The sequence below is a fragment of the Kaistia dalseonensis genome (genome assembly GCF_030814715.1).
Classification (GTDB): Bacteria; Pseudomonadota; Alphaproteobacteria; order Rhizobiales; family Kaistiaceae; genus Kaistia; species Kaistia dalseonensis.
This window is the reverse complement of record NZ_JAUSVO010000003.1, coordinates 607,156-621,235: the sequence shown is the minus strand read 5'-3', so window position 1 is coordinate 621,235 and position 14,080 is coordinate 607,156. Positions and strand designations below refer to the sequence as shown.

12 protein-coding genes are annotated in these 14,080 nt (G+C 62.7%); 10 read left to right on the top strand and 2 right to left on the bottom strand.

Annotated elements, in window-relative coordinates; translation table 11 throughout:
• Nucleotides 1-35: 35 nt before the first annotated feature.
• Entirely contained in the window at nucleotides 36-1,274 is a 1,239-nt protein-coding gene (locus QO014_RS13405) for an MFS transporter (RefSeq protein WP_266349200.1), read from the top strand.
• Nucleotides 1,271-1,597, top strand: a complete 327-nt coding sequence (locus QO014_RS24570) for a carotenoid oxygenase family protein (protein ID WP_370877133.1) — start codon at nucleotides 1,271-1,273, stop codon at nucleotides 1,595-1,597. The genes QO014_RS13405 and QO014_RS24570 overlap by 4 nt, the downstream gene beginning before the upstream one ends.
• A 70-nt stretch (nucleotides 1,598-1,667) precedes the next feature.
• On the opposite strand, the gene QO014_RS13400 is transcribed toward QO014_RS24570, so the two are convergent.
• Entirely contained in the window at nucleotides 1,668-2,876 is a 1,209-nt protein-coding gene (locus QO014_RS13400) for a GTP-binding protein (RefSeq protein WP_266349199.1), read from the bottom strand.
• Nucleotides 2,877-3,106: 230 nt separating this feature from the next.
• On the opposite strand from QO014_RS13400, the gene QO014_RS13395 reads away from it, so the two are divergent.
• The 3 genes from QO014_RS13395 to QO014_RS13385 are packed head-to-tail and all read left to right on the top strand — an operon-like array spanning nucleotide 3,107 to nucleotide 6,416.
• Nucleotides 3,107-3,805 (top strand): GntR family transcriptional regulator, encoded by a 699-nt coding sequence (locus QO014_RS13395; RefSeq protein WP_370877140.1) that lies wholly within the window; start codon nucleotides 3,107-3,109, stop codon nucleotides 3,803-3,805.
• Between the two features lie 36 nt (nucleotides 3,806-3,841).
• A complete protein-coding gene (locus tag QO014_RS13390; RefSeq protein ID WP_266349197.1) occupies nucleotides 3,842-5,167 on the top strand; it encodes a mandelate racemase/muconate lactonizing enzyme family protein in 1,326 nt (441 codons plus the stop codon).
• A 49-nt stretch (nucleotides 5,168-5,216) separates the two neighbouring features.
• Complete coding sequence (locus QO014_RS13385) at nucleotides 5,217-6,416, top strand: mandelate racemase/muconate lactonizing enzyme family protein (RefSeq protein ID WP_266349196.1); 1,200 nt, start codon at nucleotides 5,217-5,219, stop codon at nucleotides 6,414-6,416.
• Nucleotides 6,417-6,426: 10 nt separating this feature from the next.
• On the opposite strand, the gene QO014_RS13380 is transcribed toward QO014_RS13385, so the two are convergent.
• Nucleotides 6,427-7,473, bottom strand: a complete 1,047-nt coding sequence (locus QO014_RS13380) for a mannonate dehydratase (protein WP_266349195.1) — start codon at nucleotides 7,471-7,473, stop codon at nucleotides 6,427-6,429.
• A gap of 632 nt (nucleotides 7,474-8,105) precedes the next feature.
• Between QO014_RS13380 and QO014_RS13375 the strand changes: the two genes are divergently transcribed.
• The 5 genes from QO014_RS13375 to QO014_RS13355 all read left to right on the top strand — a co-directional run bounded on the left by QO014_RS13375 (nucleotide 8,106) and on the right by QO014_RS13355 (nucleotide 14,003).
• Nucleotides 8,106-9,905, top strand: coding sequence for an ABC transporter substrate-binding protein (locus tag QO014_RS13375; protein ID WP_266349194.1), 1,800 nt, complete (start codon nucleotides 8,106-8,108; stop codon nucleotides 9,903-9,905).
• A gap of 132 nt (nucleotides 9,906-10,037) precedes the next feature.
• Nucleotides 10,038-11,036, top strand: coding sequence for an ABC transporter permease (locus tag QO014_RS13370; protein ID WP_266349193.1), 999 nt, complete (start codon nucleotides 10,038-10,040; stop codon nucleotides 11,034-11,036).
• 9 nt (nucleotides 11,037-11,045) lie between these two features.
• Nucleotides 11,046-11,954, top strand: coding sequence for an ABC transporter permease (locus tag QO014_RS13365; protein WP_266349192.1), 909 nt, complete (start codon nucleotides 11,046-11,048; stop codon nucleotides 11,952-11,954).
• A gap of 50 nt (nucleotides 11,955-12,004) precedes the next feature.
• Nucleotides 12,005-13,003 carry an ABC transporter ATP-binding protein gene (locus QO014_RS13360; protein WP_266349191.1) on the top strand — a complete coding sequence of 333 codons (999 nt, stop codon included), beginning with the start codon at nucleotides 12,005-12,007 and terminating at the stop codon, nucleotides 13,001-13,003.
• On the top strand, nucleotides 12,996-14,003 hold the full coding sequence (locus tag QO014_RS13355; protein WP_266349190.1) for an ABC transporter ATP-binding protein: 1,008 nt from the start codon (nucleotides 12,996-12,998) through the stop codon (nucleotides 14,001-14,003). Before QO014_RS13360 ends, QO014_RS13355 begins: the two co-directional genes overlap by 8 nt.
• Nucleotides 14,004-14,080 lie beyond the last annotated feature (77 nt).

The following is a 14,080-nucleotide window of genomic DNA, read 5'->3' as shown; positions in this document are numbered from 1 at the left end:
CTCTCCAGTGGACATTGAATCAAGAGGACGAAGTCATGGAACAGGCAAAATCATATGGATCCAACAAGGCCCAAACGGGAATCACGATCACACTGGCGCTCTCGATGCTGCTGGCCTCACTCGGCACCAGCATTGCCAACATCGCGCTGCCAACGCTCGCGGAAGCCTTCTCCACGCCGTTTTCGCAGGTCCAGGCGGTGGTCGTCGCCTATCTCGCGGCGCTTACAGTCTCGGTCGTGATCGCTGGTCGACTGGGAGATGCCTACGGGTTGAGGCCCATGCTGGTCGCCGGTCTGGCCGTGTTCGCTGCCGCCTCGCTGCTCTGCGCCATCGCTTCGAGCCTCCCCCTGCTGATCGCCGCGCGGGCGCTTCAGGGTATTGGTGCCGGATTCCTGATGACGCTCGCCATGGCGCTGATGCGCCACACCGCGAACGAGGCGCGTGTCGGGCGAGCCATGGGGCTGCTGGGCACTGTATCGGCGCTGGGAACAGCGCTTGGCCCCTCGCTGGGCGGCCTGCTGATCCCGGTGGCGGGATGGCGCGGCATCTTCTGGGTCCAGGTACCGCTGGCGGTCATGGCCCTGATCCTGGCCATCTTCATGCTCCCGGCCGCCGCGTCAAAGGAAAGGGCGCCTTCCGCTGGCCTCTGGCAGGTCATGAATCGGCAACTGGTGCCCAATCTGCTCGTGAATGTCATGGTCGCCGCCGTGATGATGACGACGCTGGTGGTCGGTCCCTTCTATCTCGGCATTGGCCTGGGCCTGACGGCGACGCAGGTCGGTTTCGTCATGGCGGTCGGCCCCGTCATCTCGATCTTGAGCGGCATTCCGTCCGGGCGACTGGTCGATGCGTGGGGCACGGACCGCATGCTGGCCATCGGCCTCGTCCTCCTCGCAGCGGGAGCGTTTCTGCTGGCGCTGCTGCCAAACGGGGCCGGTGTCTACGGCTATGTGCTTTCCATCATCGTGCTGACGCCCGGATATCAGCTCTTCCAGGCGGCCAATAACACGGCCGCGCTGGCCGACATCTCCAGGGAGCGACGCGGCACGGTCTCTGGATTGCTCAGCCTGTCACGCAATATCGGTCTCATCGCCGGCGCCTCGGCCATGGGCGCGGTCTTCGCCTTCGGCGTGGGGACGGAAGAGTTCGCTCGCGCGACCGCTCCGGCCATCGCCTCAGGGACGCGGCTGACCTTCCTGCTGGCCGGCGCCATGATGCTGGTCGCCCTTGGGCTCGCATTTGCACACCAAAACTCGTCCAGACGCTCGTCTTGATCAGTGTTTCCCGCGCGGTCGGTCGAGAAATCCGCCGACCGCACGGAGGGCGCCGAGGTGCACAGCGATTTGATCGACGGCCGAACGCCTCGGTGATCCATGACGTCGCGATCACCGAGAATCATGTCGTCTGGTTCGATCCGAGTGTCGCGCTCGATCACCAATCCGGTCGTGCCTTTCCCTATACGTGGCAGGACAGCTACCGGGCGCGCATCGGCGTGATCCCGCGCGACCGTTCGAAGGGGGTGTCATCTGCATGGACATCGTTCCCGATTGCATGCTGCATTTTGCCAATCGCACGGTTGATCACGTCTCGTCCTTGATAAGGTCGCTGCGCCCTTCAGCGCCGATCGGCACCGCCCGCCTCATCGGCGGCTGGTGGCCGTTGCGTGCTCAGGCGACGTTCGCGGCCCAAGTCGGGAAGGGGTCGTGCAGCTTTGCCCATGCCTTTGGCGTGAAGGCCGTGACCGAGGGGACGAGGCAGTCGTCGAGTTGCTGGCGCAGGGCTTGCTCGTCCATCGGGTCGATGCCGATGAAGACGATTTCCTGGCGCCGGTCGCCCCATACGGGATCGAGATAGCCGCGCATCGCTGCGCGCCATTCCGCATCATCGGGCCAGCGCTGTGGCGACACCGAGGCCCACCAGCGTCCGCGGCGGAGCGTGCGCACCAGTGCGCCGGCCTGGGCGATCTCGCCGACGAGATCGGGGCGCGTCGCAAGCCAGAAGAAGCCCTTGGCGCGGATCACCCCCGGCCATGCCACCTGCGTGAAGGCGTGGAAGCGGGCGGGATCGAAGGGGCGGCGCTGGTGATAGACGAAGGAGCGGATGCCATATTCCTCCGTCTCCGGAACATGATCCCTGAAGCCGTTCAACTCCTTGAACCAGAGCGGATGGGTCTGCGCCTTCTCGAAATCGAACAGGCCCGTATCGAGGATGGCGGCGAGCGGGACGCGGCCGTGCTCGGCCTCGATGATGCGCGCTTCGGCATTGAGCGCCATGACGATCTGGCGCGCGACCATGATGTCGTGCCTCGAGGCGAGATCGGCCTTGTTGAGAATGACGACGTCGGCGAACTCGATCTGCTCGACGATCAGATCGACCAGCGTGCGGTCGTCGCCCTCGCCGGCGGTCTCGCCGCGATCCTTCAGGAAATCATGGCTGCCATAGTCGTGGATCAGGCTGGCGGCGTCGACCACCGTCACCATGCAGTCGAGACGCGCGACATCGGCAAGGCTCGCGCCATTCTCGTCGCGGAAGTCGAAGGTCGCGGCCACCGGTAGCGGCTCGGCAATGCCCGTTCCCTCAATGACCAGATAGTCGAACCGGCCATCCGCCGCGAGCCGCCGCACCTCGGTCAGGAGGTCGTCGCGCAGCGTGCAGCAGATGCAGCCATTGGTCATCTCGACCAGTTTCTCCTCCGTGCGGGACAGGCCGCCATCCTGGCGAACGAGTTCGGCGTCGATATTCACCTCGCTCATGTCGTTGACGATGACGGCGACGCGGCGGCCCTCGCGATTGGCGAGGATATGGTTCAGCAGGGTGGTCTTTCCGGCGCCGAGAAAGCCGGAGAGCACGGTCACGGGGAGGCGGCGGTGATTCATCTCATGTCCCATTTATGTAATGTTATAACATAACATATTAGTCCTTATGGGACCGGGACGGTGCCGCCGTCAAGCCGGGTTTTGCGCGGTGATTGCGGGGCTGCATTCCGCGCTGGACAATCCATGTTGGTTCCGGCACAAATCGTACACGAAATTGAATGGATCACGTGCGGTACTCTGAAGTTCGGGTATTGCGGCACGGTCAGGTTACGCAGAAGCCCGCGATGAGCATTGCTCCCAGCCTGGATTTCTCTGCTTTTCAGTCGCCTGACCGCGAAGCCTCGGTCTATGAGGCGATCCGCGAGGACATTATTTCGGGTCGCCTGCCGGCCAATGCGCGCCTGATCGTCGCCGATCTCGCCGAGCAGCATGGAACTTCGACCAATCCTGTCCGCGAAGCCTTGCAGCAGCTCCGCGGCGAGGGATTCGTCACGATGGCGCAGAACCGCGGCGCTCGGGTACGCCCGATCGACGAGGATTTCATCCGCGACATCTACGAGATTGAGGTTCTGATCGAGCCGGCCCTGACGCGCTGGTTCGTCGGTATTGCCACCGACGCCGATATCGAGACGCTCGAGGCGCTCCATGCCGAGATGCTGCGGCTCAACTACTCCGACCCGCTGCGCCACACCGTGCTCGACACCCAGTTTCACCACACCATGTATGAGCGCCATTACAATCGCCACGCGGTCGATCTCTGGTGGAAGCACCGCGAGATCCTGCGCGCCATCAGTCGCCGCCACCGCACCTCGCTCGGGCGCCAGGCCGCGGTGATGCGCGAGCATGGCGAGGTGATCGAGGCGATCAAGGCCCATGACGAACAGGCGGCCGCCGCGATCATCGCGCGGCACGTCGAAGGATCGGGCCGTCACATCATCGAGCAGATGCGCGCTGCCCGCCGCACGCTGCCCAAAGACAAGGTGGATTAACCACCATGCACAAAATGACAATCCGGAGGAAACCAAGTGTCCGTTGTTGCCGAGCCGTTGGAGTTGACTGAAAGCGTCGAGAACGCGATCCGCATTGCATCAGAGCCGTCAAAACTCAGAATAACCGATGTCCGCGTCGCGACGATCGTCGGGCATGGCTACTATCCGATCCTCAGGATCGACACCAATCAGGGCATCTATGGCCTGGGAGAGGTGCGCGACGGCGCCCATCCCGACACGGCACTCCGGCTGAAGCACCTGCTGGTCGGCCAGAATCCCTGCAACGTCGATTATCTGTTCAAGTCGATCAAGCGCTATGGCGGCGACAGCCGCGAGGCGGGCGGCGTCTGCGGCATCGAGATCGCGCTGATGGACCTGGTCGGCAAGGTCTATGGCATTCCCTGCTACCAGCTCCTCGGCGGCAAATATCGCGACAAGGTGCGCCTCTATGGCGATACGCCGGCGCCGCGCAACCAGACGCCCGAGGGCTATGTCGAGGTCGTGATGCGGCGTCGCGCGCTCGGCCTCACCTTCATCAAGTTCGACCTGCCGGCGCGGCTCTTCGAGAAGACCCCCGGCGCGCTGGTCGGCAGCGCGACGAAGCACGAATATCATCAGTATAATCAATGGTATGTCCCCGGGCGCGGCGCTGGCCCGCGTATCAGCGAGAAGGGCGTCGAGCTCGCGGCCTCGATCTGTGCCGCGGTGCGCGAGGCGGTCGGCGACGAGGTCTCTCTCTGCACCGATCATTTTGGCGAGGGTTATGTCACGGCCGATGAAGCCATCCGCATCGGCAAGGCGATCGAGCCCTATAATCTCGCCTGGATCGAGGATGTCATGCCCTGGCGCGACATTGCCGGGCACAAGAAGGTCGCCGATGCGCTGCTGACGCCGGTTGCCGCCGGCGAGGACCTCTATCTCTGGGAAGGGTTCCGCGAGGCGATCGAAACGCGCGCCTTCGATATCATCCATCCCGATATGCTCTCCTCCGGTGGGCTGATGGAGACCAAGCGCATCGCCGACCATGCCGAGCGCTTCGGCATTCCGACGGCGCTGCATGCCTGCTGTTCGCCGGTCGGTTTCATGGCGAATGTGCATCTCGGTGCCTCGATCGCGAGCCTCGTCGCGGTCGAGCATCACGGTCTCGACCTGCCATTCTTCCGCGATCTGGTGCGCGGGATGGATGCCGACTACATGGCCGACGGCTATGTCAGCGTGCCGGATGCGCCGGGCCTCGGAATCGATCTCAACGAGGACGTCATCCGCGAGAACCTGCGCAAGAACGCCAGCTATTTCGCCGCTACCAACGAATGGAACGATCTGCGCGTGGGCGCCGATTTCCGCGGGCATGAGGACGACTGAACGTCGCCCTCTCTCGTTTGAAGCGGAAACTCCAGCGCGGATATTGCCAATGAAGATCAAGGATTTGAAGTGCGCGGTGATCGGGCGTCATCCGATTGTGCGCATCACCACCGATGAGGGCCTTTACGGGCTGGGTGAGGTCGAATTCACCAAGACCTATCTGAAGCCCTTCGTGCTGCAGTTCCGCGAGGCGCTGATCGGCGAAGACCCGACCGACGTCGAGCGCTGCATGCTGAAGATCCGCCAGCGGGGCAGTTTCAAGCCCTATGGCGCGGCGATCAGCGCGATCGAGCATGCGCTCTGGGATATTGCCGGCAAGGCGGCGAATGTACCGGTCTATAAGCTCCTCGGCGGCAAGGTGCGTGACAAGGTCCGCGTCTATAACGGCTCGCGCAGGCGGCCGATGACGGGGACGAGGCCTGAAGACTACGCCGCCGAATGCAAGTGGATGATGGATCTGCCCGAGCAGTTCTTCATGGTGAAGCAGGGCATCAGCTTCCACTCGTCGATGAAGCGCGATTTTCCCGATTTCCATTACGGCATTCCGCAGGACAGTCATTTCCACGGTGCGATGGATACCGGGCTGATCAGCGAGCGTGGCTTCAACCACATGCTCGACTGCGTCGCGGCGATGAAGGAGGTGCTCGGCGACAAGGTGAGCCTGGCGCTCGATTGCGGCCCCGGCTGGATGCTGCCGGATGCGATCCGCTTCGCCCGCGCCGTCGAAAAATACAATCTGATGTGGCTCGAGGACATGCTGACCGGCGACTACACGCCCTGGGTCAACCCGCAGGCCTATCGCGAGCTGACGACCTCGACCACCGTGCCGATCCACACTGGCGAGCAGATCTATCTCCGCAACAATTTCAAGGAACTGATCGAGACCCAGGCGATCAACGTCGTCGGCCCGGACCCGGCCGATGTCGGCGGCATCGCCGAGCTGAAATGGATTGCGGAGCATGCGCACATGCACTCGATCCTGATGGCGCCGCACGGCACCGCCAATGGCCTGCTCGGCCTCGGCGCGCTGATCAATGTGTGCGCGACTTTGCCGGCGAACTATATCGCCTTCGAGTATCCGAGCGCCTCCGATCCCTGGTGGTACGACATCGTGGAAGGGCTTCCCCAGCAGATCGTCAAGGACAGCATGGTCGATCTGCTCGAGGCGCCGGGTCTCGGCCTCGACATCAATGCCGAGGCCGCGAAACAATATTTGCGAGAAGACGATGCCGGCTTCTTCGATCGCTAGCGGCAGCGCCTCAGGCCGCGCGTTCGGCCATGCGCAGCAAGCCTTGCATGTAGCCGATCGCATGGGCGCGCCCGCGATGGTTCCAGTCGGTGTCGTCGTCCATGTGCGGAACGTGGTCGTCGAGCAGGAAGCCGGAGAAGCCGTTCGCCTTCAGCAGCGTCATGACCTCCGCCGGGTCGAAATTGCCTTCGCCGATGAAGCATTCGATGAAGTCGGGAACCGTGCCCTGCACGTCGCGGAAATGGATGTAGAAGATCCGGCCCTTCGGCGCGAAGAAGGTGATCAGGTCTCGCACATTGTCGGCGCCGCCCGGCATTTCCGAGCAGCAGCCAAGGCAGAGGTCGAGACCCCAGGACGGGCTGTTCGCATAGCGCGCATAGGCACGCTTGAAATCGGTCGGCTCCTTGAAGATGCGGGCGACGCCGCCCAGCATCGGCACGGGCGGATCATCGGGATGGAGGGCGATCTTCACGCCGGCTTCCTCCGCGACCGGCAGCACGGCGTCCATGAAGTAAGTGTAGTTCGACCACATCATGTCGGCGGTGATGATGTCGTCCTCTTCGTCGAAGACCGGCATGGAATCAGGGCGGCCGAGCGTGGTCGGCATGAAGCGGCGCCAGTCATCCTTCGTCGTGCCCTCGACCTTGGCCATCTCGAAGCGTGTATTGCCGGCGCCGCCGCGGCCAGGCGCGCGGCGCTCGGTGCGCCAGACCGAATTCGGCATGAAATGCAGGCCGAGGATCGGCACGCCCGCCCGTCCAATGTTGCGCACGGTCCGGCAGTAATTCTCGATCTGCTCGTCGCGGCCCGGCAGGCCCAGCATGGCCTTGTTGTAGAAATGGGTGGGGACGTTTTCGATTGCCTCGAAGATGAGGCCGGCCGCCTCGATCTTGTCGACCAGCTTGCGGATATCGGCCTCTTCCCAATGGGTATCGCCGGGCAGGCTCGGATTGTTCATCTGGATCCCCGTGACGCCGATCTGCGCGGCGAAACGGAGCTTCTCGTCCGTCAGGTCGTGAAACTGGCCCACGGCGACCCGCATGGCGGCTTCGGACATGGCTTCTTCCTCCTCTTGATTGCGATTGGTTGGGCCTATGACCCGACACGTGTTGAGCGGTCGGGCGAGGGCCTGGAAACGATGATTCTGTCTGGCTTTCGCCACGCCGGCGCTCGCCGAAACGAACCCGCCGGAAAAGTGATCTGGCACACGAAATTCGGCCCGAAAATGGAGGGTTCGCGGTTGACCAAGTCGTTAAACTGACTTAACGCTAAGGTTATAATATATAATAGCGGGTTGCTTGAGAAATTTGCAATACCGCAACGGGAGGATGCAGATGAAATTCGATCTATTATGGTCGATTCATCGGAAAATCGCTATCATGGTAATTATCAACGTTAGTGTTGATTGATTTGTCGTGTCTGTTGCTTGGGCTTGGAGGTGGCGACGGCATGGGACGCGTTCATCGTCGACCGAGGAATCGGCGATGGCGCGTCGGGTCTGCTTAGGGGGGGCTTGGGCTCTGGTTTGGGCGGTTTCGCGACGCATCGGAAATATAGATAAACAAGGCCGGTGATTTCGTGCGATTAACCGTTATCTGGTTGAGCTTTCGAAGAAGGAGCAGGAAGAGCTAATTCGAAGTCAGAATAAGACTTTGTTCCATTCGACAGTAAAGGGAGGAGATCTGTCATATGGTCAATCTAAAGAGTATTGCAGGCGCGATGCTGGTCGCTGCGACCATGCTGACGCCGGTGGCTTCGTTCGCGCAAAGTGGCGGGGCTGGCCTGCCGGCCGCGCAGGAAATCGCGCCGAAGGGCGCTCTGCCGGTCGTCCCGCGCAACGAGACACTCGTTCTCGGATGGGGCGTTGCCGGTGGCACGTCCATGGGCACGACCAATCCATGGGTTTTGCCGGGTTATACGCACCAGGAGGGCAACAACCTCCTGTTCGAGCCATTGATGTATTTCGCCATCTTCAAGGGCGAGTACATTCCCTGGCTCGCCGACAGCATGGAATATACGAGCCCGGATTTCACCTCGCTCGAGATCAAGCTGAACAAGGACGCGAAGTGGAGCGACGGCAAGCCGGTCACCTCCAAGGACGTCGTCTATACGTTCGAAGGGCAGATGCAGCGCGAGACGCTGCCCTATCACGCCCATTTCCAGCAGTTCGTCGAGAGCGTCACCGCGAAGGACGACCTGACGGTCGAAGTGAAGTTCAAGCAGCCCGCGCCGCGCTTCAAGTTCGAGGTGCTGACGGAGAAGTTCGATACCGGCCTGCCGATCGTGCCGGAGCATTGGGAAGCGGCCCAGGCCGATCCGACCAAGGCCGTCGGCCTCGACCAGATGCCGCATTCCGGCCCCTATGACATCGTCGCCTGGAACGCCAACCAGAAGATCATGGATCTGCGCCCCGACTGGTGGGGCGTGAAGGCTGGACGCTCGCCCGAGCCCGCGGTCAAGCGGGTCGTGGTGGTCAATGTCCTCAACCAGCCGATGGACACGGTTGCCCAGCGGCTCGTGAACAACGAGTTCGACTCGTCGGTCGACATGCGCGCCCAGATCATTGGCAACATCCTTGAGCAGAACAAGGATATCCAGTCCTGGACCGGTACCGAGTCGCCCTATGGCTATCTCGACTGGTGGCCGAACTCGCTCTGGATGAACGATCAGCTCCCGCCCTATAACGACGTGCGCGTGCGCAAGGCGATCAGCCTCGCCATCGACCGGGACAAGATCGACGAAGTCCTCTACGACGGCGCCAAGATCGCCACCATCTATCCTTTCCCGCTCTATCCGAACCTGCAGAAGTTCGCGGATTCGGACGCGGTGAAGGCTGAGGCGGCGAAGTACGAGCCGGGCAAGTTCGACCTCGAAGAGAGCGCCAAGCTCATGACCGAGGCCGGCTTCACCAAGAACAGCGACGGCCTGTGGGAGAAGGACGGCAAGACGTTCGATGCCACGATCCAGGCCTTCGAGAACATCCATGGCGATATCGCCCCGGTGCTCGCTGAAATGCTGCGCCAGGCTGGCTTCGATGCCAATGTGAACTTCGGCACCGATGCCTATCAGAACATGGTGGACGGCAAGGCCGGCCTCTACATGTTCGGCCATGGCGCCAGCCTGTACGACCCGTTCGAGGCGCTGAACCTCTTCCACGGCAAGTACAGCAATTCGATCGGCTCCGCCGCCGGCAACAACCGCTTCTCGCGCTACAAGAACGAGGAGTTCGACAAGATCCTGGACGAGATCTCGCCGCTTGGTTCGGACGATCCCAAGTTCCAGGAAGGGGCCGCCAAGGCCATGGGCATCTACTGGCGCGACGTCATCGACGTTCCGGTGATCCAGTGGCTGCACCGCATCCCCTACAACAACCACTACTGGAAGAACTGGCCGAGCTCCACGAACGTCGCTTCGGGCACGAACGGCGCGTTCTGGGCTCATACCGGCCTGCCGGTGATTGTCTCGCTGCAGCCGACGGGCGCTCAATAGTCCGTCCGCGAAAGCAAGCAATCCGCTTGCGAGAGAGGGTGCGCGCTCCATCGGCGCGCACCATCCCCGACGGCAAGACGCGCCCATGCGGCGGGACTTGCCGAAACAGCAAGAGACGTCAGGAACATCGCCGTGACTTTCAAGCTCGTCATCCGACGCCTTGTCTTCCTTGTCCTCGTCATCTGGGCCGCGTCGACAATCGTCTTCTTCATTCCACGCCTGTCCAGCCGCAACGCACTGCGCGAGCGGTTCGGTGAACTGGCGCGCACGGGCGGTTTCTCGCCCGAAGATCTGGAGAAGATCATTGCCAACATGAACCAGCAGTTCGGCCTCGATCAGCCGCTGTTGACGCAATACTGGCACTATCTCGGCAATATCGTGCGCCTGGACTTCGGCTATTCGCTCTATCGCTATCCGTCGACCGTGTCGGACCTGATCGCGCAATCTTTGCCCTGGACGATCGGCCTGCTGCTCGTCACGACGATCCTGAGCTTCGTCATCGGCAATCTGCTCGGCGCCATTTCCGCCTGGCCGCGCGCGCCGGGATGGCTGCGCGGGTTTGCGACGCCGTTCATCCTGCTGACGGGCGTCCCCCCCGTGATCATGGGCATCCTGCTGCTCTTCTTCATCGGCTTCCGCCTCAAATGGCTGCCGCTTGGTGGCGCCTATTCGGTCGGCGTCGTGCCGACCTGGACCTGGGTCTTCTTCTTCGACCTGATGCGGCATCAGATCCTGCCGGCGCTGGCGCTCATCTTCGGCTCGGTCGGCGGCTGGGTGCTCTCGATGCGCGGCATGGGCATCACGATCCAGGGCGAGGACTATGTGAACTTCGCCGAGCACAAGGGCCTGACCGCTGGCCGTATCTTCCGCGACTATTACGTTCGCAACGCGATGCTGCCGCAGGTCACGGGCTTTGCCCTGGCGCTTGGCACAGTCGTGACCTCGGCGATCATCGTCGAAGGGCTGTTCGGCCTGCCGGGCATCGGCACGATGCTCAATCTCGCGATCCGCTCGAACGACTTCCCGACCATCTACGGGATCGTGCTGTTCATCACCATCGCGGTCGCCGTGCTGATGACCGTCGTCGAATTCATCCTGCCGCTGCTCGACCCTCGAATCCGGCATTCATAGGAGCGCACCATGTCCACTGTCGCGCTGTCACCCCCCGTGGAGAAGTCGATCGAACGGCCGGGCAGCCTGGTCCTCTTTCTCCGCTACCTGCGCCGCAACAAGGGCCTCGCGCTCGGCGTCATCATCCTTCTCGCGCTGGTCGCCTTCACGGTCATCGGCCTGCTCACGGTCAACACCAAGAACGCCTATCCGCTCTCCGTGGCGCTCAAGAAGCCGCCGAGCTGGAAATACCCGTTCGGCACGGATTTCTTCGGCCGCGACCTGTTGGCCGCCATGGTGGTGGGCATGTGGCAGACGGCCTTTATCGGCGTGCTCGCCGGTGGGCTCGGGACACTGATCGGCGTCTTCCTCGGCTTCATCTCGGCCTATTTCGGCCGGTGGATCGACGGTTCCATCCGCACGATCTGCCAGATCCTGACGCCGATCCCGGTCTTGCTGATCCAGGTCGTGATTGCGGGCTCGCTCGACAAGCGCGACGTCACCATCGTCACCATGGCGCTGATCGTCGTGCTGCTGGCCTGGATGGGCCCGACCCTGGTGATCCGCGCGCAGGTCCTGACGATGAAGGAGAGGCAGTTCGTCGCCGTGGCGAAGCTCTCCGGCGTGAGCGACCTCGGCATCATCTTCAAGGAAATCCTGCCCTGCCTGTTGCCGTTCATCGCGGCCGCCTTCGTGGCCCAGGTGTTCGTCGCCGTGTTCGCCTCGTTCTATCTCGCCGTGCTCGGCCTCGGCCCCCTGCGCGAGCCGCTGCTCGGCAACATCATCTGGGCTGCCCAGAGCCAGGGCGCCTTCTTTAATGGCTGGTGGTGGTGGCCGATCATCCCGTCGATCGCGATGATCCTGATCCTCGGCTCGCTCGCCCTCATCAATATGGGGCTCGACGAACTGGCCAATCCCCGCGTGCGCAGGTCGGAGTGACGGCAATGAACGTAACGCTCATGCAAAGCGCGATGGAGTCCAGCACCCCTATGCACGCTCTCAGGGCCGCAACGGCCGATCCGGTTCTTCGCGTCCGCAACCTCGAGGTGACCTACTACACCGACTCGGGGCGCGCCAAGGCGCTCGACAATGTGAGCTTCACGCTGAATTCCGGCGAGAAGCTCGGCATGGTCGGCGAATCCGGCTCGGGCAAGAGCACCATGGCGCTCGCCATGATGCGCATGATCAAGCCGCCGGGCCGGATCGAAGGCGGGCAGGTGATCGTCGGCGATACGGATCTGATGTCGCTCGACCAGGAGGGCATGCGCAAGGCCCGGCTGAGCAAGATCGCCTATATCCCGCAAGGGGCGATGAACTCGCTCAACCCGGTGATGCGGATCGGCGCGCAGATGGTGGACGCGGTGAAATCGCACCTGCCGGGCGAGCCCAAGGCGGCGATCGAGGCGCGGTGCCGGCGGGCGCTCCAGTCCGTCGATCTCGATGCGAGCGTCTTCCGCATGTATGCCCACGAGCTCTCGGGCGGCATGAAACAGCGCGTCTGCATCGCGATCGGCATCCTGCTCGATCCGCATGTGATCATCGCCGACGAGCCGACCAGCGCGCTCGACGTCGTTACCCAGCGCCAGGTGATGGAGACGATCGACAATGTGCAGAAGCAGATCAACGCGGCTGTCATCCTGATCGGCCACGACATGGGGCTGATGGCGCAGTTCGTCGACAAGGTTGCGGTCATGTATGCCGGCCGGCTCGTCGAGATGAGCACGGTGCGCGAGATGTTCACCGATCCGAAGCATCCCTATGCGCGGGCGCTGATCTCGAGCCTTCCCAGCCTCGAAAATAAGGGCGTCTTCCAGGGCATTCCGGGATTGGCACCATCACTGCTGCGGCTGCCGAGCGGCTGCGCCTTCCATCCCCGCTGTTCCAGCGCCATGGCGATGTGCGGCACGACGCGCCCCGAACCGCGCATCCTGCCGGGCGGCCGGAGCGTCACCTGCCACCTCTATGATGGAGAAGCTTCGCATGGCTGATCTCTTGCAGCTGGAGAATGTCTCCAAGGCCTATACGCGCGGCCTCATCAACACCCATGCCACGATCGCGCTTCGGAACATCTCGCTGACGCTCAAGGAGGACGAGCCGACCATCCTGACCGTCGCGGGCGAGAGCGGCAGCGGCAAGACCACGCTCGCCATGCTGCTGCTCGGCTTCATCCTGCCCACGACCGGCCGCATCATCTATCGCGGCCGCAACATCTCGACGCTCTATGGCGAGGACAAGCTCGCCTATCGCCGCGAGGTGCAGGCGGTGTTCCAGGATCCGTTCGCCGTCTTCAACCCGTTCTATACGGTCGACCATCTTCTGACGGTGCCGATCAAGCACTTCAAGCTGGCGAAATCCAGGGCGGATGCCCGCAACAAGATGGAGGAGGCGCTGACCGCCGTCGGTCTGCGGCCGGAGGATATTCTGGGTCGGTTTCCCCATCAGCTCTCCGGCGGGCAGCGCCAGCGCATCAATGTCGCGCGCGCGCTGTTGCTGAAGCCGCGCCTGCTGATCGCCGACGAGCCGGTGTCGATGGTGGATGCCTCGCTTCGGGCGACGATCCTCGAAACGCTGCGCAACCTGCAGCGCGATCATGGCGTCTCGATCATCTACATCACGCACGACCTGACCACGGCCTATCACATCGCGAAATCGATCATCGTGCTCTATCGGGGCGGTGTGATGGAGGCGGGCGATGTCGATGCGGTGATCAAGGATCCGCGCCATCCCTATACGCAGTTGCTCGTGGATTCGATCCCCTGGCCGAACCTCGATCAGCGCTGGGGCGCGCAGCCGATCAAGGCGCGCGAGGCGAGCGGTGGCAGCGGAGAAGGATGTCGCTTCCGCTCCCGTTGTCCGATGGCGATGGACCAGTGCGCCAGCGAGCCGCCGCTCTATGAGATCAGCCGGCGCCACACCGCATCGTGCTTTCTCTACGACCAGCAGCCAGAGGTCGTGAAGGAGCGTCTCTCCGAAATGCTTCCTGCCTGAGGCCTTTCGAAGCTTCGTCCGGATCTTCCCGAATTCTCACGTCGATCAATGCCGGTCCCAAGGCCGGATTGGATACG